The sequence below is a fragment of the Haematomicrobium sanguinis DSM 21259 genome (assembly GCF_000688395.1).
Lineage (GTDB): Bacteria > Actinomycetota > Actinomycetes > Actinomycetales > Micrococcaceae > Haematomicrobium > Haematomicrobium sanguinis.
The window spans coordinates 134,223-152,123 of the sequence record NZ_JIAG01000003.1 but is presented as its reverse complement, the minus strand read 5'-3'; the positions used below and the strand labels follow the sequence as shown (position 1 = coordinate 152,123).

Sequence of the window (17,901 nt, the reverse complement as noted above, 5' to 3'; positions counted from 1 at the left end):
CGGCGCCCAGTGAGCATAAGTTGAAGTGCGGTACGCCTACAGGTAGAAGTCCGGGAGCAAGTCGGCCTGGGCCAGCCCGGGAGAGTACTTCTCACGCATCGCTCTGGCGCAGGGACAGTCCGTCGTCATATTTGAACCACTTCGCATCAATCGCTGCGACTGGATCCACGCCATAGTGGTCGGCAAGCAACAAGGTATGGCAGAGTACATCTGCAATTTCGTCCCGAAACTTCTGCTTAAGTTCCGCGGGAGTTTGGTTCCGCGCGCGGCCCGTCCCCTCCATCGCCATGAACGCTTGAGTAAGTTCACCAACTTCCTCTTGGAGCTTGAGCATGAACCACTCCGGTGTGCGTTCAAAACCGTACACATCTGCGTATGTCTCGCTACGGCGGGCAACTTGCTCGCTAATGCGCAGAATATCCACAAATCTCACCCTCATCCTTGGCGGGGCCGAACTTATGCCCGTTTCGCGGGCGACCTCGTGAGCATAAGTCCTTATGCTCAGCGACGGCGGTCCCCAGTGAGCATAAGTTGAAGAGCAGTGCGCCTACAAGTAGAAGTCCGGGAGCAGGTCGGCTTGGGCCACTCCGGGAGAGTACTTCTCTAGATCGGTCACCCCGCGGGAGGTGAGCACGTCGTCGTCAATCAGGAAATTTCCGGTGAGCGAACTCGGGGAGGTGAGGATCGCATACGCCGCATCCGCCATGATCTCCGGGGTGCGGGCGCGCTTGACCAGTTCGGCGCCGCCGGGCATATTGCGCACCGCCGCGGTGTCGATGAGGGTGCGCGGCCAGAGCGAATTGACCGCAATCCCCGCCTCGGCCAGTTCCGCCGCGAGACCGAGGGTGACCATGGACATTCCATACTTGGCCATCGTGTATGCAAGGTTGTCCTTGAACCACTTCGGGTCCAGGTTCAGCGGCGGCGAGAGCGTGAGGATATGCGGGTTGCGCCCACCCTTGAGGTGCTCCAGGGCAAACTTGGACAAGGCGAAAGTTCCGCGCGCATTAATGTCCTGCATGAGGTCGTAGCGCTTCATGTCGATCGACTCGGTGTTAACGAGATTGATCGCCGAGGCGTTGTTGATGACCTTGTCGATGCCGCCAAAAGTCTCGGCGGTGAGAGCGACGGCTCGCTGAATGTCCGCATCGTTACGCACGTCCCCGGCTATGGCGAGCGCCCGGCCGCCGGCCTCTTCGATCTGCGCGGCGGCGGTGTGCACGGTGCCTTCGAGAGTGGGATGCGGCTCGGCAGTTTTCGCGAGGATCGCAATATTGGCGCCGTCGCGGGCCGCGCGTAGCGCAATGGCCAGCCCAATTCCGCGGCTGCCTCCCGACATCAAAATGGTGTGGCCCTCAAGGCTCGATTCATGACTATTTGTGGTGGCGTCATTGCTCATGGTCCCAGCTTAGGACAATGCAGGACACTTTGTTACTCGCCAGTAACATGCGGATGCAGGTGTCATCACGCAAACTTGTAGCTTTCCTACAACCACGGCCCCGCAGCCGCACACTAGACTAGACCCGACGCACACTCTCATTGTGTACTTCCTACTTAAATGCCGAGATCCGGAGGCGGAATGTCCAGCGATGACACCATCGACTTGAGCACCACTCAAGGCAAGCTGGAGGATTTCCGGCGACGCATGGCCGAGGCGGAGAAACCCTCGGGACAGGCGCCGATTGACAAGCAACACGAGCGCGGTAAGCACACCGCCCGCGAACGCATCGACATGCTCGTCGACGAGGGCTCCTTCGTCGAGTTCGATGCTCTTGCCAAGCACCGCTCCACCGCGTTCGGCATGGACAAGAAGAAGCCGCTCGGTGACGGCGTTGTGTCCGGATACGCCACCGTGGACGGCCGCCTGGTCGCGATCTACTCGCAGGATTTCACCGTGTACGGCGGCTCGCTCTCCCAGGTCAACGGCGAAAAAATCGTCAAGGTCCAAGAATTCGCACTGCGCAACGGCTGCCCGGTCATCGGCATCAACGACGGTGGCGGCGCACGCATCCAAGAGGGCGTCGCATCCCTCGCAATGTTCGCGGACATCTTCCGCAATAACGTGCACGCCTCCGGCGTCGTGCCGCAAATCTCGCTCATCATGGGCCCCTGTGCCGGCGGCGCCGCCTACTCCCCCGCGCTCACCGACTACGTGGTCATGGTGGACAAAACCAGCCACATGTTCATCACCGGCCCGGACGTGATCAAGACCGTCACCGGCGAGGACGTGGACATGGAGACCCTCGGCGGCGCCCGCCAGCACAACGCGACCACCGGCACCTCGACCTACCTCGCCTCCGATGAGCAAGACGCGATTGATTTTGTGCGCGAGCTCCTGGACTTTTTGCCCTCCAACAACCTTTCCGAGGCCCCCCTTGGGGAGTACGACGGCGATCCCACACTTTCCGACGAAGACCTCGCCTTGGATACCTTGGTACCAGATTCGGCTAATCAGCCGTACGACATGCACGCGGTCATCGAAGCAGTGGTGGATGACGGTCATTTCCTGGAAATGCAGTCGCTGTACGCGCCCAACGTGGTGATCGGATACGGACGAGTCGACGGGCATACGGTCGGCATTGTGGCGAATCAGCCCATGCAGTTTGCCGGGACTTTGGATATTGCCGCCTCCGAAAAGGCGGCCCGCTTTGTGCGGCACTGCGACGCGTTCAACGTACCCATCATCACCCTGGTAGATGTGCCGGGGTTCTTGCCCGGTAAGGACCAGGAATTCAACGGGATCATCCGTCGCGGGGCGAAGCTTCTGTACGCCTACGCCGAAGCGACGGTCCCCAAGATCACCGTCATTACCCGCAAGGCGTACGGTGGAGCGTACATTGTGATGGGCTCCAAGAAACTCGGCGCCGACCTCAATTTCGCCTGGCCCACCGCTCAGATCGGGGTCATGGGAGCCCAGGGTGCGGTCAACATTTTATACCGACGAGACTTACAGGCTGTAGCCGAAGAGGGCGGCGACGTCGAGGCGCGCCGGCAGGAACTCATTACTCAGTACGAGAACGAACTCCTCAACCCCTATCAGGCAGCAGAACTCGGTTACATTGACGCCGTGATCGCGCCCTCAGAGACGCGGGCTCAGATCACGCAGGGACTGCGGGCACTGCGCGACAAGCGTGCCGCCCTGCCGGCCAAGAAACACGGAAACATCCCGCTGTGAGTGTCGATAGCACCGATGTCGAGGCGCCGTTGTTCACGGTGACCAAGGGCCAACCGGACGATGCGGAACTGGCCGCGCTGACCGCCGTCGTACTTGCTTTGGCAAGCGCCGATGACGGCGAGCCGGGAGCGGAACCCGGGAGCCGCTATTGGATGCGGCGTGATGCCCTGAACCTTCGACCGCGCGCCGGGGTGGGCGCGTGGAGGCGCAGCGCCTGGAAATAGTCGCGAACGCGTCGAGATACGATCAGACACCAGAAAGGCTCGATCCCGAGGAGGGACCGAGCCTTTCTGCTCTGTGGATATGAGTCGCCTAGTGCTTACGGCTCACTTGTTGTGCGCGCACCAACGCGCCACCGATGATCAGGGCGATCAAGCCGCCGGCAATCATCAACGGAGTCGCGGCCGAGGCGCCGGTATCCGGGAGTTCGCCACCGGGTTTAGTGGTGGACGGCGCCGGAGTGGCGGTGTCGCTCGGGCTCGGGGTGTGCGAGGAGGTTGCCGAAGGCGTCTCCGAGGGCGTCTCCGAAGGCTGGCACGGCGGAACCGTGTCGGTCGGAGTCGCAGACGGGGTTTCTGACGGAGTTTCTGACGGCGTCTCGCTCGGGCTCGGAGTCGGGATGCACGGCATCGTCGACGTCGGGGTCGGAGTCGGAGTCACTGAAGGAGTCTCGGACGGAGTTTCCGACGGGGTCTCGCTTGGCGTCTCAGACGGGGTTTCCGAAGGAGTTTCGCTCGGAGTCTCGGACGGGGTTTCCGACGGGGTCTCGCTCGGAGTTTCCGACGGAGTCTCAGATGGGGTCTCCGAAGGCGTCTCCGACGGCGTCTCGCTTGGCGTCTCCGACGGCGTCTCGCTTGGCGTCTCCGACGGCGTCTCGCTTGGCGTTTCCGACGGAGTCTCACTTGGAGTCGGGGTTTCCGTCGGAGTTGGCGTTTCCGACGGAGTCTCTGTCGGAGTCGGCGTTTCAGTCGGAGTCGGCGTTTCCGACGGAGTTTCCGACGGCGTCTCGCTTGGAGTTTCGCTCGGCGTCGCGGTTTCGGTCGGCGTCGGCGTCGGCGTCGGCTTTACGGTACCGTCGCCATTACCTCCGGCGCTGTAGTCATACTCGACCACGCCGGTGTCGTCACCCTCGTAGTCATCGCCGGTGATCGTCGCACGGTTCTCATACGGAGGCACCGTGCCAGGGACCGGGTTCGAGAAAATCTCGATCACGTAGTAACGACCCTGCTGGAGCTCCGGAATGCGAACGGTCGCGCTCCGTCCGTCCGCAGCGATTTCCTTGGAATAGGCCACGCCCATTTGCTCGGCGGGCTTGAAGTCCGGCCACGTGCCGCCTTCTTGCAGATCATCGGCCACGTACAACTGAATTCCGTCCAGGCCTGCGAACTCCTGGTCAGGACCCAGGTAATCGGTCACGACCACGTTTTGCAGGTCACGCGTCAGGCCATTGGCATCGGTGAACGGGAACTCGATGCGCCAGCGAATCTGATCGCCAATGCGCTCACCATACTTGCGGAAATCGGGGAACCCCGGGAACGGGACGCCCGGCTCAACCGGCAATTCAATGGTCTGAGTTTGACCATCGGTTTCAAAGACAAACTCGTTCACTTCGCCGGGGATTGTCTGGCTGGTAATGCGCCCAGCGAACCAGAGTTGGCCGGAAATGTCGTCATACTGGTCAACCGCATCGCTGAGGGTGCAGACAACCTGAGTTTCGCTGACCTCGCAACTGCCGAAGACAATGCCCGCCTCATTCGTGAGTTCGAATGAGTTGTTCAATCCCGCCAATTGCGGCGGCAGGTTCATGGTGAAGGTGTCTCCTGGCTGGGCGTCGTTAGGAACGGCCCAATCGGCGGTAACATTCACCTGCTCGTACTGGTAGACCTCATCGCTGCTGCGGTTCGTCTCGATGTTGATATTGGTAATCGCACCAGGAACGTTGGCCGCTTGAGCTGCGGCAAACGGGGCGATGATCGAGGCCGTGAGCGCTAACAACGCCACCCACACACCGACGAGGCGCGCACGCCGCATACGAGGTTTGCTCTCGTGTGAACTAGTCATAAAAAAATCCTTCGTTGTTGGTTGTGTGCGTACACATGCACAAAACCCTCAAACGAAGGAACGCCAAAGAGCGACGTTGTGGACGGAATGCACAAGTACACGCAACCAGAAGAACTGGCACAGTGTCCCCCCGCACCTGTAGCTTCCAGAGTCGATGTTACCAATGTTGCTCTTGTTTTTCACTAGAAACTTTTAAATATGTGGATAAAACTCGCCGGATGCACCTTGACAGCGATGAGCGCCTAGTGTCCGCAAGCCGCGTGGGTCGGCGCCAAAATTCAAAATGTCCGGGCCACCGACTAGGCTCGTCATGTGACCCAGACAACAGCAGAAAACAGTACCCGGATCCCCACTCCCATCGACGCGATTGCCGAGTCCCATGCCGAGAACTATCGGCTGCTCCTTCCAGAAATGGACGTGCACCTCGGCCTCCCCGGACGCGAAACCGAATATGGCGATTATTCACCCGTCGGCATCGATGCACTCGCCGCCTTGAACCAAGAGACGCTCAAGCGCTTGGAAGATGTGGCGGTCCGGGATGAAACGGACGCCGTCACCAAGGATGCGCTCCAAGAGCGTCTCGGCCTGGAACTGGAATTCATTCAATCCGGGCAGGCACTGGCCCAACTGAACAACATTGCCTCCGCCGCACAGGGCATCCGCGAGGTTTTTGACCTCATGCCCACCGATACGCCGACGCACTGGCAGCACATTGCCGGGCGCATGCGGAACGTCCCCGATGCGATCACCGGGTATATTGCGTCTCTCACCGAAGCGAAAAATCGCGGGCTCATCGCTGCCGCCCGCCAGGTGCGCAATGTGATTGAACAGGCCGAACGCATCGGCGCCGAAGACGGGTTCTTTGCCGAGCTTGCCGCCAATGCCAGCGCCACCGAGGGCGAACTCAGTGACGAGCTGCGCACGGAACTCTCCGCAGCCGCCGAGGATGCCCGCTCCGCTTACAACAACCTCGCCGTTTTTTTGACCGAGGTTCTGCTTCCGGACGCTCCTGAAAAAGACGCGGTCGGCCGCGAGCGCTACGCCTTAGCATCTCGAGACTTCCTGGGCGCAAAGGTCGACCTTGATGACACCTACGCTTGGGGTGTCGCCGAACTGGACCGGATCATTGCCGAACAAGAAAAGGTCGCCAATCAGATCAAACCCGGCGCCAGCGTCGATGAGGCAATCGAAATCCTCAACAATGACCCTGCCCGCAAGCTTCGCGGCGCCAAGGAACTGCAAGAGTGGATGCAACAACTCTCCGACCGCGCCCTCAAGGAACTCGGCGAAACCCACTTCGACATTATCGGCCCGATGAACAAGCTGGAGTGCATGATCGCCCCCACCCATGAGGGCGGCATTTACTACACTCCGCCCTCGGATGACTTCGCCCGCGCCGGGCGCATGTGGTGGTCCATCCCGGAGGGCGAAGACGAGTTCTTGGGCTGGCAAGAAACCACCACCGTCTACCATGAAGGCGTTCCTGGCCACCACCTCCAGTGCGCCACCGCTATCTACAACAAGGATGAGCTGAACAATTGGCGCCGCAACTTCTGCTGGGTCTCCGGACACGGCGAAGGTTGGGCGCTTTACGCCGAACGCCTCATGGACGAGCTCGGCTACCTCAATGACCCGGGAGACAAAATGGGTATGCTCTCCGCGCAACGCATGCGCGCGGCCCGCGTCGTTTTTGACATCGGCGTGCACCTGGAGCTCGAAGTCCCGGAGCGCTGGGGCTCGGGCACCTGGGATCCGGACAAGGGCTACGAGTTCTTGCGCCAAAACTTTGCCGTGAGCAAGGGCCAACTCGACTTCGAGTTCAACCGCTACCTCGGTTGGCCCGGCCAAGCGCCCAGCTACAAGGTCGGGCAACGGCTGTGGGAGCAAATCCGCGACCAGGTCAAGGAGCGCGAGGGCGAGAATTTTGACCTCAAAGCCTTCCACACCCGCGCGCTCAAACTCGGATCGGTCGGGCTGGACACCCTCAAGCGCGCCCTGGTCCCCGAACCCACCCCCGAGTCATGAACCAAGCGTCCGCCGCGCCCCGCCTGATCCTTGCCTCCGCCTCTCCCGCCAGAACGGCCACGCTTGCACAGGCGGGGATCGCGCACGCGGTCGAGGTTTCCGAGGTCGATGAAGAGCAACTGGTTGCCAATAGCGGCGTCAAGGACCCGGCCGAAACCGCGCTCCTCCTTGCCCGCGCCAAGGCCGAAAACGTCGCCGAACACACCGAGAATGCGCTCGTGCTCGGTTGCGACTCGGTATTCGAACTGGACGGCGTAGCGTACGGCAAACCGCTCACCGCCGAGCTCGCCCGCGAGCGCCTGCGCGCCATGAGCGGGCGTACCGGGATTTTGCATACCGGGCATTGGCTTATTAATACGTACGACGGCGAGTCCCCGACTACCGCGGGCCGGCTCGCCAGCGCGTCGGTACAGTTTGGCACCTTGAGCGATGCCGAGATTGACGCGTACGTGGCCACCGGGGAGCCGCTCTGGGTGGCGGGGTCATTCACGATCGATGGGCGCGGCGCAGCATTTATTAACGGCGTCGAAGGCGACCCGCACACCGTGGTCGGATTGAGTGTCTCAACGCTGCGATCCCTCCTGGCCGAAATGAGTTTTTCCATCACCGATTTCTGGAACCCGACCGCCTAGCCCACCACGGCTCTTGACCCCGAGGCCGCCGGTTTCCATAATGGAAATTAGTAGCCGTTCCTTCAAGTAGATGGGCCAGGCATGGCAAACACTCCGAGCGCCGAGGACGCACGCGCGCTTCTGGCAGCAGCAGATCAGAGCACCGCTAAGGTCGAGTCGCTCGGTGCCACCATGGTCGGCATCTATTACTGCCTGATTGGCACGACCCTCTCGGCAGTATCCATCTACCTCTTCTTGATCACCGATGTGTTCTTGTGGCTGGCGGCCTTTCTCATCACCATGGCTTGGTATGTCGTCGCCATTGTGCTCTTATCCCAGTTCGCCAAACGCGCCGAAATCCCGCGCAGCCGACGGCAAAACACCTGGCTCTCCATCTATACGGCCATCGTGGTGGTGTTGGCCGCCGGTATCGGCACCATCTTGCGCCTCACCCTGGAGGGCGCGTCATGGGTGGGCCTTGCCATAGCTGCACTCGTCCTCGCCGTGACGGTCATTTTCATCCTGGCGGAGCTGCGCCGTGTCCGATAGCCATCCGCGGCACCAGCTCAACGATTCGCTCATGCACCCGGTGCGCTTTTCGCTTGTCGCAGCCCTGGCCAGCAGCAAGGATCCGCTCTCCTTCAAGAATCTCAAGGAGACGCTGGACGTTAGCGACTCGGTCTTGAGTAAACAGCTGTCCCTGCTGGAGCAAGCCGGAATCGTGGAGATCACCAAGTCATTCGTCGGCAAACGCCCCCTGACTACGGCAACGCTGTCTCGCCAGGGCGCCGAGACCTGGAAGTCCCACCTCGCCGCCCTGCGCTCCATCGCGGGTTAACCGCTCCAAAAAAAGTTTCGCCCAAGGTCTTGACTCGACCAAAAGCAGTTTCCATAATGGAAAGTACTTACACCGCAACAAACACTTTCAAAGGAGCAGGACAATGAACACTCACACCCAGAATCTCACCACCGCGCTCTACACGATCAGCGCCATCGCCTTCGGCATGGTCGCCCTCATCGCAAGCTCCATCTCGATCGATGCCAACTACTTCATTGCCATCGGCACCCTCGTTGGCGGTTATGCGATCGCGGTCATCGCCGTCACGAGCTACCACCGCTCCAAGGGAGTCCGCCTGAGTGCAAAAAGCAACGGCCGCCTCGGCGCATTCCTCACCCCGGCAATCCTGGTAGCGGCGCTCGGCCCCGTGCTCGGCCGCAACGCTTTCGGCGGCCCCAGCCTTACCCTTGGCCTTGTTCTCGCCGCCGCAGTCCTCGCGATCATGCTCTACGGCGCGTGGGCCGAAAAGTTCATGGCGCGCCGCGAAGCGGCCTAGGAGCGATCCAGCACCGGCACACCGCCCGCATTCCTTGTAGAAAACCTACAAAGAATGCGGGCGTCACGGCTTAACACGTGCTTCAAACTGCGTGATTGCCACAAAAACAGCTAGGCTCTTTGTCGAAGCAAAGGAGTCCCGTTGGCCATTTCTAAAGTCCTCATCGCTAATCGCGGCGAAATTGCGGTCCGCGTCATTCGCGCCGCAAAAGACCAAGGCATTTCCTCCGTCGCGGTCTATGCAGATCCGGACCGAGACGCACTCCACGTGAAATTGGCCGATGAGGCGTACGCGCTCGGTGGAAACACCGCCGCCGAGTCTTACCTTGTCATCGACAAGATTCTGGACGCCGCGGCAAAGTCCGGCGCCGACGCGATTCACCCGGGCTACGGTTTCCTTTCCGAAAACGCCGAATTCGCCCAAAAGGTCATCGACGCCGGGCTTACCTGGATCGGCCCCTCCCCCGAGGCAATCGACAAGCTCGGCGACAAGGTCAAGGCCCGCCATATTGCCGAAAAGGTCGGCGCGCCGCTCGTGCCCGGCACCAAGGACCCGGTCAACTCCGCCGAAGAGGTGCTCGCCTTTGCCGATGAATACGGTCTGCCCATTGCCATTAAGGCCGCCTACGGAGGCGGGGGCCGCGGCATCAAGGTGGTTCGGGACCGCGAAGACATCACCGAACTGTACGAGTCCGCGGTTCGCGAAGCAACGGCCGCGTTTGGCCGCGGCGAATGCTTCATCGAACGCTTCCTGGACTCCCCGCGCCACGTCGAAACCCAGTGCCTCGCCGACGCCGAGGGTAACGTCGTCGTCGTGTCCACGCGCGACTGCTCGCTGCAGCGCCGCAACCAAAAGCTGGTGGAGGAAGCACCTGCACCCTTCCTGAGCAAGGAACAGATCACGCGCCTTTACGAATCCTCCAAGGCGATCCTGAAAGAGGCCGGATACCAGGGCGCAGGAACCTGCGAATTCCTGGTCGGTCAAGACGGCACCATTTCCTTCCTGGAGGTCAACACCCGCTTACAGGTTGAACACCCCGTCTCTGAAGAGGTCACCGGGATCGACCTGGTCCGCGAACAATTCCGTCTCGCCGAGGGCGAGGCGCTCGGCTATGACGACCCCGAAGTCCGCGGCCACTCCATCGAGTTCCGCATTAATGGCGAGGACGCCGGCCGCGGATTCATGCCCGCCCCGGGGGAACTCACCACCTTCAAAACGCCGTCCGGACCCGGCGTGCGCATTGACTCCGGTGTGGAACCCGGTCAGGAAATCGGCGGCAACTTCGATTCGATGCTCGCCAAACTCATCGTCACCGGCGCGACTCGCAAGCAGGCCTTGGAGCGCTCGGCCCGCGCGTTCGATGAACTAGAAATCGAGGGCGTCCCCACGGTCGTCCCCTTTGACCGCAAGATCGTCAAGGACCCCGCCTACGCTCCCGAGCTCAGCCCCGAGACCGCGGATCAGCCCTTTAGCGTGCACACCCGGTGGATCGAAACCGAGTTCGACAATGACATCGAACCCTACGCAGGACCGCACGCCACCAGCGAGAACGACGGCGATGCTCGCCAATCCGTGACGGTGGAGGTGGGTGGCAAACGGCTAGAAGTGACACTGCCAAGCGCCTTGGCGGCCTCCCGCACCGCAGGTGCCAAGCCGGGCGCCGCATCGCGGCGAAAAGGTGCGCGGCGCACCTCGGGCGCCACCGCCACCGCAAATAGCAACGATCTCACCTCACCCATGCAAGGCACCATCGTCAAAGTAGCCGCAAAGGACGGTGAGGCGGTCGCCGAAGGTGATCTCGTCGTCGTACTTGAAGCCATGAAAATGGAACAGCCCATCACAGCACACCGCGCCGGGACACTGACCGGGCTCACAATTGCGCCCGGTGAGACCGTGTCGGCCGGCGCGGTGATTGCCACGATCGCGGATTAGGACATGTTGCCCTCGTAGTCGGTGTCCTTGGTTTCTTTGAGGATCAACAGCGAGACGAGGGTAATGAGCGCGGCGAGGCTGAGGTAGACGCCGACCAGCCAGGTGCTGCCGTCGGCGAGTTGCCAGAGCGCCACCGCGACGTAGGGTGCCGGTGCCGCGCCAATGACGCTCGCGAGGTTGTAGCTGACCGCTGAGCCGGTGTAGCGCACATTGGTCGGGAACAGTTCCGGCAAGAGCGCGCCCATCGGTCCGAAGGTGAGGCCCATCAAGGTGAACCCCAGGATGAGGGCCGCCATGGTGCCGACCGTGCCCGCGCCAAAGAGCGGTGCGAAGCTCAGGCCGAAGAGAATGATTCCCGCGGTGACGAAAATCAGGGTTTTGCGGCGTCCGTACTTCTCGGCGAGCGGGCCGGCGACCAGGGTGAAGATGCCGAAGAACACCACGCCGATAATGAGCATGGTCAGGAACTCGCCGCGCGGATAGCCGAGCCCCGGGGTGAACGCGGCCGCGTTGAACGTCTTTCCGGCCGCTTCGGCCGCCGCTTGCGCCTTTTCCGCACTGGCTGGCGCGGTGCCGTAGGTGAGGGTGAACGCGGTCATGATGTAGAAGAGGACGTAGGTCGCGAGCATGATGAATGTGCCCAAGATCAGCGGACGCCAAGAGGTCTTGAACACGGTGCCGAGCGGCAGCGAGGAGACCTTGTTATTGTCCACGACCTTCTGGAACGCCGGGCTCTCAATGAGCTGCAGTCGAACGTAAAGCCCGATTGCCACCATGATGGCTGAGGCCAGGAAGGGAATGCGCCAACCCCAGGCGGCAAAATCGGCCGGGGAGAGCGCGGCGTTCAGCCAGACGAAGAGCAGGTTGGCCAGGATGAAGCCGAGCGGTGCGCCCAGTTGCGGGAAGGTTCCGTAGACCGCGCGGCGCCCGGCCGGGGCGTTCTCGGTGGCCAGCAGCGCCGCGCCGCTCCATTCGCCGCCGAGTGCGATACCTTGCGCGAATCGCATGAGCGTTAACAGTGCCGGGGCCGCGATTTCCCAACCGGGGACGGTGGCGGTGGGGAGCAGGCCGATGAAGAAGGTGGCCAGACCCATGGTGAGCAGCGAGGCGATCAGCGTCCCTTTGCGCCCGATCTTGTCGCCAAAGTGGCCAAAGAGGATGGAGCCAATCGGGCGGGCAATGAACGCGACGCCGAAGACGGCGAAGGAGCTCAAAAGCTGGGTAACCGGGTCTGCTTTCGGGAAAAACAACGCCGGGAACACCAGGACGGCGGCGGTGGCGTAGACGTAGAAGTCGTAAAACTCGATGGTGGTGCCGATGAGGCTGGCAAAAATGACGCGGCCCGGCTTGTTCTTCTTAACCGGCTCTGCGGTGGTGGAGTGTGCTGACATTGCTACATCGTAAATGAGGGTGTCCGCCCACCGGACTCATTTGTCCACTATGTGGACGCTTTTAGAGGTAGACGTGCAGACGCCGCGCCGCCTCGGAAATGGATCCGGTGAGAGAGGGATAAACCGTGAAGGTGTTGGCAAGGTCATCCACGTGCAGCTTCTGGGTGACCGCAATGGCGATCGGGAAGATCAGCTCGGAGGCGCGCGGGCCCACCACGACCCCGCCGATCACGGTGCCGGAGCCGCGGCGCGAAATGATTTTCACAAACCCGTCCTCCACGTTCATCATCTTGGCGCGCGGGTTGGTTTTCAGTGCGAGCTTGAGCACGTCGCCCTGGTAGCGCCCGGAGGCAATGTCCGCTTCGGTGACGCCCACCGTCGCGATTTCCGGGGAGGTGAAAATGTTGGAGGCCACCTGGAACAGCTTGAGCGGTTTGACCGAGTCCCCCATCAGGTGCGCAATCGCGATGCGACCCTGCATCGCGGCAACCGAGGCGAGCGCGAGCACACCGGTGCAGTCTCCGGCCGCGTAAATGTTGGGCACCGAGGTGCGGGAGACCCCGTCCACCCGGATGTGCCCAGAATCGGTGAGCTTGACCCCCGCCTCTTCCAAACCGATACCGGCGGTGTTCGGGATCGAGCCGACCGCCACAAGGCAATGGCTGCCATCCACCGTCCGCCCGTCGGAGAGCGTGACGCGCACCCCGTCTTCGGTGCGTTCCACGGACTCTGCGCGGGACTGCGCGAGCACGCTCATGCCGCGCTTTTCAAACACGTCTTCCAAAACCTTCGCGGCGTCCGCGTCCTCACCCGGAAGCACCCGGTCACGGCTGGAAATCAGGGTGACCTTGGCGCCCAGACCGTTGTAGGCGGAGGCAAACTCGGCACCGGTGACACCGGAACCGACCACAATGAGATGTTCGGGGACCTCGGTCATTTGATAGATCTGGGTCCAGTTGAAGATGCGTTCGCCGTCCGGCATCGCGGAGGGAAGTTCGCGCGGGCGCGCCCCCACGGCCAGGAGAATGACATCCGCCTCGATGACCTCCCCCGATTCCTCGCCGGTGGCGGCGACATCGGCCTGCTCGGTGATCGGGTCGGTGGCCTCGGCACCGGATTTCTCCGGCTCACTCACGCGAATGTGATGCGGGTCCACCAGCACTCCCTCGCCGTGGACAATGCGCACTCCGGCCCTCTCCAGCGCGGATTTAATGTCGCGGGACTGTTCCTTGGCAAGCTCCAAGAGACGGCCGTTGACTTCGGCCATATCCGCGTTGGCGACCTCTTGGGCCAAGTCTTCTTGGGGCGCGTCGGATGGCGCGTCGTGTTGGAAATGCACGCCCATGCGGTTCGCGTCGCCGAGCCGGTTCATGATGTCGGCGGTGGCAATGAGCGTCTTGGACGGAACCACATCCGTGAGCACCGCAGAGCCGCCCATCCCGGCGCGCTCCACGAGCGTGACTTCCGCGCCCAGAGCGGCTGCGACGCTCGCTGCCTCGTATCCGCCGGGGCCGCCGCCCAGGATCGCCAAACGTGGTCGCCGCAATTCGCTCTGTGTACTCACACCTTTCATTTTTGCGCACCGCGCGCACCGATCGCAAAGCTAGTATGTTGGACTCGTGAGCACAGCAGATCAAACCCCGCTCGATTTCCCGCACACCGACCCCATGGCACTCGCCCAGGACGCGGCCGCCGCGATAGCCGAAGCGACCGGCATCCCCGAACACGACTTCGCCCTGGTATTGGGCTCCGGCTGGGGCGGGGCGGCCGAAATGATCGGTGAAACCACCGCCACGATCACCACCGCCGACATTCCCGGCTTCAGCGCGCCCGCCGTTCAAGGCCACGTCGGCACCATCCGATCGATTCGCACCCCGCAGGGAAAAAACGCCCTGGTGATTGGCTCAAGAACTCATTTTTACGAGGGAAAGGGGGTACGCGCCGTCGTACATGGTGTCCGGACCGCCGCTGCCTCCGGATGCAAAATCATGATCCTGACCAACGGTTGCGGTGGGCTCAACCCGGCCTGCGGGCCGGGCACCCCGGTGCTGATCAAGGATCACATCAACTTGACCGCGACCTCCCCGCTCGAGGGGGCGACCTTCGTGGACCTCACCGATCTGTATTCCTCGCGGCTGCGCGCGATCGCCAAGGAGGTCGATCCGAGCCTGGACGAGGGCGTTTACGTGCAATTCCCCGGCCCGCACTATGAGACCCCGGCCGAGGTGCAGATGGCGAAAATCATCGGCGGCGACCTGGTCGGCATGTCCACCGCGCTCGAGGCCATCGCGGCCCGCGCGGCCGGCATGGAGGTGTTCGGCATCTCGCTGGTCACCAACCTCGCCGCCGGGATTTCCGACCAACCGCTCAGCCACGAGGAGGTCATTGAGGCCGGGCGCGAAGCCGGGCCTCGGATTTCGGCACTGCTGGCGGACATTGTGGGCAAACTTTAGGAAAAGAGGTACGACGGCGATGGCACAGTTGGGCGAACACGGCGCCGAGGGCGCGGGCCGGCAGGGGGACGAGGCGCTATTGCGCCATGCCGAGGAGTGGGCCGAGCGGGACCCCGATCCGCAAACGCAGACGGAACTGCACGAGTTGATTTCCACGGCGCGCGGCACCGGAGTTGAGGCGGATGCGGCGCGTGAGGAGATCGCCGACGCGTTTAGCGGGCGCCTGGAATTTGGGACCGCCGGGCTACGGGCCAAACTGGGGCCGGGGCCGAACCGGATGAACCGGGTGGTGGTGCGCCGCGCCGCAGCTGGACTGGCCGACTTTTTGAATGACAGCGCGGGTGGCTCTTACCGGCCACGAGCCGTGATCGGTTACGATGCCCGGCACAATTCCGATGTTTTTGCCGCCGAGACCGCGGCCATTTTTACCGCGCGCGGCATCGACGCGATGCTCATGCCCTCGGCGCTGCCGACCCCGGTGCTGGCGTTTGCGGTGCGAAATCTGGACGCGGATGCGGGTGTCATGGTGACCGCAAGCCACAACCCGCCGCAGGACAACGGCTACAAGGTGTATTTGGGCGGACGCGCGGTTCCGGCCGAGGGACGCGGCGCGCAGATTGTGCCGCCCTTTGACCAGGAAATTGCGGACCGTATTTACTCCGAGGGCAACACCGGAGACATTGAACTGGCGCCGTCCGGGTGGGACGTGCTGCCCACCGACTATCCACAAACCTATGAATCGGCAATCCGCGGCCTGGCCATGCCTTCGGCTTTCGGCGCGCGGGATCTCAAGATTGTGATGACCCCGATGCACGGCGTGGGCGGTCGGATCGCGCAAGACGTGCTCGGCGGCGCGGGATTTAAGGACATCACCATGGTGGCTGCGCAAGAAGAGCCGGACCCCGATTTCCCGACGGTGGCGTTCCCGAACCCGGAAGAGCCCGGGGCGCTTGACCTGGCGATGGAGCTCGCCCGGGAGGTCGGTGCCGACATTATTATTGCGAATGATCCGGATGCGGATCGGGCTGCCGTCGCCGTACCCGATCCGGGGGCCGGCGGCGCGGGGGAGAATACCTGGCGGATGCTGCGCGGCGACGAAGTGGGGTCCTTGCTGGGTGCGCACATGCTGGCGCGGCGGGGCGCGGCCGGTGCCTGGCCCGCCGACGAGACGTCCGGCGGCGCCGAGGCGACGTTTGCGAATTCGATTGTGTCCTCGCGCCAGTTGGCGGCCATTGGACAGGGCGCGGGGATGCCTACCCGGCAAACACTGACCGGGTTCAAATGGATCTCGCGAGTTCCCGGGCTCGTCTACGGCTACGAAGAAGCGCTCGGGTATTGCGTGGCGCCGGATCTGGTGAAGGATAAGGACGGCATTTCCGCGGCGCTGTTGATTGCCGAAATGGCGGCAACAGCGAAAGCGGAGGGCAAGACGCTGGGCGATCTTCTGGACGAAATTGCGTTGCGGGACGGGCTGTATGCCACCGATCAGCTCTCGATTCGGGTGCAAGAACTTGCGCTCATTCAGGACATGATGGAGCGGGCGCGCACCTCTCCCCCGCTCGAGTTGGCCGGGGAGAAAGTCACGGCGGTCATTGATTTGGCAGATGGATCGGACGGGTTACCGCCCACCGACGGCATGGAATACCTGACCGAGGCCAACTCCCGCGTCATCATCCGCCCGAGCGGCACCGAGCCCAAGCTCAAATGCTATTTGGAAGTGGCCGGGCGCCCGGATGCCGCCGATTTGAGTGCCGCACGCGAGGACGCGCGCCGCCGTCTCGATGCGATCACCAAAGACTTGCGCGCCCTGCTGGGCGCACCCACTAGCGAAGACACCACGACGGGAGACCCCCAATGAGCGAAGACCTCGAACTCGCCAGTTACATTGACCACACGCTGCTCAAGCCCGAGGCCAGCAAAGAAGACATCCTCAAGGTCTGCGAAGAGGCCAAAGAGTACCGCTTCAAGGCCGTGTGTGTGAACCCCATCTGGGTATCCACGGTGCACAATGCGCTCAAGGACTCAGGGGTGCTGACCTGCGCCGTCGTGGGCTTCCCGCTCGGCGCGACCCCCACCGAGACCAAGGTGTTCGAAGCGCAAGGCGCCGTCGCGGATGGCGCCAACGAGGTTGACATGGTGATCGATATCGCCGCGGCGCGCGCGAACGATCGGGACAAGCTGATTCAGGATATTTCCGCCGTTGCGTCCGCCGTGCATGAGGGCGGTGCAATCCTCAAGGTCATCATTGAAACCTCGCTGCTCAGCGACGATCAAAAGATTTTGGCGTGCCAGGCGGCGGCCGAATCGGATGCCGATTTCGTGAAGACCTCGACCGGGTTCAACGGGGGCGGCGCCACCGTGGAAGACGTCACGCTCATGCGCGAGACGGTTGGCGACGCCTTGGGCGTCAAAGCCTCCGGCGGGGTGCGCTCACGCGAAAAGGCGATCGAAATGATCCAGGCCGGGGCCAACCGGATCGGAACCAGCTCAGGAATCGCTATTGTTAAAGGTGAACAAGGAACGTCCAGCTACTAGCGCTGGCCCCAATCGAAATACGGAAGTCGGAAACACCCATGGCTCACAATCAACAACGCAGGCACGCCGGTGAGGGACGCGGCGCCGAAAACGCCATCACCTTCATCATTATTTTTGCCATGTTCCTTGCCGCAATTTGGGTTCTCTCCTTTGCCAACTTCACCGTGATCTGGCCGTTCGCGGTGTGCCTTGGCCTGGCGTTCCTTGCGTTTTGGATCCCGCAAACCATCTTGGGCCGCTCCGACACCGGTGGTACCGAGGATCCCGACGTGCAAAAGGGTGCACTCGCTGCGGAGGCCGCCCGTCCGGAAGGCATCCCCGCCTCCCACTAATAACCCCTCCCGTCTGTGTAGCGCGACACGCCGAGGAAACGCGCTTTCCCTC

At 62.4% G+C, this 17,901-nt stretch carries 17 protein-coding genes; 12 read left to right on the top strand and 5 right to left on the bottom strand.

Annotated features, from left to right (window positions below):
• Positions 1 to 91: 91 nt before the first annotated feature.
• Both O148_RS0103665 and O148_RS0103660 read right to left on the bottom strand, forming a co-directional pair.
• Positions 92 to 433 carry a pyrophosphohydrolase domain-containing protein gene (locus O148_RS0103665; RefSeq protein ID WP_240470781.1) on the bottom strand — a complete coding sequence of 114 codons (342 nt, stop codon included), beginning with the start codon at positions 431 to 433 and terminating at the stop codon, positions 92 to 94.
• Positions 434 to 547: 114 nt separating this feature from the next.
• The gene (locus O148_RS0103660) at positions 548 to 1,399 is read right to left on the bottom strand and encodes an SDR family oxidoreductase (protein ID WP_026529829.1); all 852 of its coding nucleotides are present in this window, start codon (positions 1,397 to 1,399) and stop codon (positions 548 to 550) included.
• Positions 1,400 to 1,579: 180 nt separating this feature from the next.
• Here O148_RS0103660 and O148_RS0103655 point away from each other — a divergent pair, with 180 nt between their 5' ends.
• Together O148_RS0103655 and O148_RS0103650 are read left to right on the top strand one after the other, a co-directional pair.
• Entirely contained in the window at positions 1,580 to 3,175 is a 1,596-nt protein-coding gene (locus O148_RS0103655) for an acyl-CoA carboxylase subunit beta (RefSeq protein ID WP_026529828.1), read from the top strand.
• Positions 3,172 to 3,399: an acyl-CoA carboxylase subunit epsilon gene (locus tag O148_RS0103650; RefSeq protein ID WP_026529827.1), complete on the top strand. Its 228-nt coding sequence runs from the start codon at positions 3,172 to 3,174 to the stop codon at positions 3,397 to 3,399. The genes O148_RS0103655 and O148_RS0103650 overlap by 4 nt, the downstream gene beginning before the upstream one ends.
• Positions 3,400 to 3,487: 88 nt before the next feature.
• Here O148_RS0103650 and O148_RS16945 read toward each other — a convergent pair whose 3' ends face one another.
• Entirely contained in the window at positions 3,488 to 5,236 is a 1,749-nt protein-coding gene (locus tag O148_RS16945; RefSeq protein ID WP_084157019.1) for an Ig-like domain-containing protein, read from the bottom strand.
• A 312-nt stretch (positions 5,237 to 5,548) separates the two neighbouring features.
• Between O148_RS16945 and O148_RS0103640 the strand changes: the two genes are divergently transcribed.
• The 6 genes from O148_RS0103640 (at position 5,549) to O148_RS0103615 (ending at position 11,138) form a co-directional block, all read left to right on the top strand.
• Positions 5,549 to 7,261, top strand: a complete 1,713-nt coding sequence (locus tag O148_RS0103640; RefSeq protein WP_026529826.1) for a DUF885 domain-containing protein — start codon at positions 5,549 to 5,551, stop codon at positions 7,259 to 7,261.
• Entirely contained in the window at positions 7,258 to 7,893 is a 636-nt protein-coding gene (locus O148_RS0103635; protein WP_026529825.1) for a Maf family protein, read from the top strand. The genes O148_RS0103640 and O148_RS0103635 overlap by 4 nt, the downstream gene beginning before the upstream one ends.
• 81 nt (positions 7,894 to 7,974) lie before the next feature.
• Positions 7,975 to 8,421, top strand: a complete 447-nt coding sequence (locus tag O148_RS0103630; protein ID WP_026529824.1) for a hypothetical protein — start codon at positions 7,975 to 7,977, stop codon at positions 8,419 to 8,421.
• Positions 8,411 to 8,710, top strand: a complete 300-nt coding sequence (locus tag O148_RS0103625; RefSeq protein ID WP_026529823.1) for a transcriptional regulator — start codon at positions 8,411 to 8,413, stop codon at positions 8,708 to 8,710. Before O148_RS0103630 ends, O148_RS0103625 begins: the two co-directional genes overlap by 11 nt.
• Positions 8,711 to 8,813: 103 nt before the next feature.
• Entirely contained in the window at positions 8,814 to 9,206 is a 393-nt protein-coding gene (locus O148_RS0103620) for a hypothetical protein (RefSeq protein ID WP_026529822.1), read from the top strand.
• Between the two features lie 141 nt (positions 9,207 to 9,347).
• On the top strand, positions 9,348 to 11,138 hold the full coding sequence (locus O148_RS0103615) for an acetyl/propionyl/methylcrotonyl-CoA carboxylase subunit alpha (protein WP_026529821.1): 1,791 nt from the start codon (positions 9,348 to 9,350) through the stop codon (positions 11,136 to 11,138).
• Here the strand turns inward: O148_RS0103615 and O148_RS0103610 are convergent.
• Together O148_RS0103610 and O148_RS0103605 are read right to left on the bottom strand one after the other, a co-directional pair.
• A complete protein-coding gene (locus O148_RS0103610; RefSeq protein ID WP_026529820.1) occupies positions 11,135 to 12,529 on the bottom strand; it encodes an MFS transporter in 1,395 nt (464 codons plus the stop codon). The two genes, O148_RS0103615 and O148_RS0103610, sit on opposite strands and share 4 nt — an antisense overlap.
• A gap of 61 nt (positions 12,530 to 12,590) precedes the next feature.
• Positions 12,591 to 14,093, bottom strand: a complete 1,503-nt coding sequence (locus tag O148_RS0103605; RefSeq protein WP_026529819.1) for an NAD(P)H-quinone dehydrogenase — start codon at positions 14,091 to 14,093, stop codon at positions 12,591 to 12,593.
• 103 nt (positions 14,094 to 14,196) lie between these two features.
• Here O148_RS0103605 and O148_RS0103600 point away from each other — a divergent pair, with 103 nt between their 5' ends.
• Genes O148_RS0103600 through O148_RS14625 form a run of 4 tightly spaced genes read left to right on the top strand, consistent with a single transcriptional unit; the run spans position 14,197 to position 17,849 of the window.
• The gene (locus tag O148_RS0103600; RefSeq protein ID WP_026529818.1) at positions 14,197 to 14,982 is read left to right on the top strand and encodes a purine-nucleoside phosphorylase; all 786 of its coding nucleotides are present in this window, start codon (positions 14,197 to 14,199) and stop codon (positions 14,980 to 14,982) included.
• 19 nt (positions 14,983 to 15,001) lie between these two features.
• Positions 15,002 to 16,840, top strand: coding sequence for a phospho-sugar mutase (locus O148_RS14630; RefSeq protein ID WP_051619789.1), 1,839 nt, complete (start codon positions 15,002 to 15,004; stop codon positions 16,838 to 16,840).
• Positions 16,837 to 17,517: a deoxyribose-phosphate aldolase gene (gene deoC / locus O148_RS0103590; RefSeq protein ID WP_026529817.1), complete on the top strand. Its 681-nt coding sequence runs from the start codon at positions 16,837 to 16,839 to the stop codon at positions 17,515 to 17,517. The genes O148_RS14630 and deoC overlap by 4 nt, the downstream gene beginning before the upstream one ends.
• Before the next feature lie 38 nt (positions 17,518 to 17,555).
• Positions 17,556 to 17,849 (top strand): hypothetical protein, encoded by a 294-nt coding sequence (locus O148_RS14625; RefSeq protein ID WP_035744722.1) that lies wholly within the window; start codon positions 17,556 to 17,558, stop codon positions 17,847 to 17,849.
• Positions 17,850 to 17,901: the final 52 nt, after the last annotated feature.

Coding starts and splice junctions, on each gene's coding strand:
- O148_RS14625 (WP_035744722.1), top strand. CDS start 17,556: ATGGCTCACAATCAACAACGCAGGCACGCCGGTGAGGGACGCGGCGCC.
- O148_RS0103630 (WP_026529824.1), top strand. CDS start 7,975: ATGGCAAACACTCCGAGCGCCGAGGACGCACGCGCGCTTCTGGCAGCA.
- O148_RS0103635 (WP_026529825.1), top strand. CDS start 7,258: ATGAACCAAGCGTCCGCCGCGCCCCGCCTGATCCTTGCCTCCGCCTCT.
- O148_RS16945 (WP_084157019.1), bottom strand. CDS start 5,236: ATGACTAGTTCACACGAGAGCAAACCTCGTATGCGGCGTGCGCGCCTC.
- O148_RS0103620 (WP_026529822.1), top strand. CDS start 8,814: ATGAACACTCACACCCAGAATCTCACCACCGCGCTCTACACGATCAGC.
- O148_RS0103600 (WP_026529818.1), top strand. CDS start 14,197: ATGGCACTCGCCCAGGACGCGGCCGCCGCGATAGCCGAAGCGACCGGC.
- O148_RS14630 (WP_051619789.1), top strand. CDS start 15,002: ATGGCACAGTTGGGCGAACACGGCGCCGAGGGCGCGGGCCGGCAGGGG.
- deoC (WP_026529817.1), top strand. CDS start 16,837: ATGAGCGAAGACCTCGAACTCGCCAGTTACATTGACCACACGCTGCTC.
- O148_RS0103660 (WP_026529829.1), bottom strand. CDS start 1,399: ATGAGCAATGACGCCACCACAAATAGTCATGAATCGAGCCTTGAGGGC.
- O148_RS0103610 (WP_026529820.1), bottom strand. CDS start 12,529: ATGTCAGCACACTCCACCACCGCAGAGCCGGTTAAGAAGAACAAGCCG.
- O148_RS0103655 (WP_026529828.1), top strand. CDS start 1,580: ATGTCCAGCGATGACACCATCGACTTGAGCACCACTCAAGGCAAGCTG.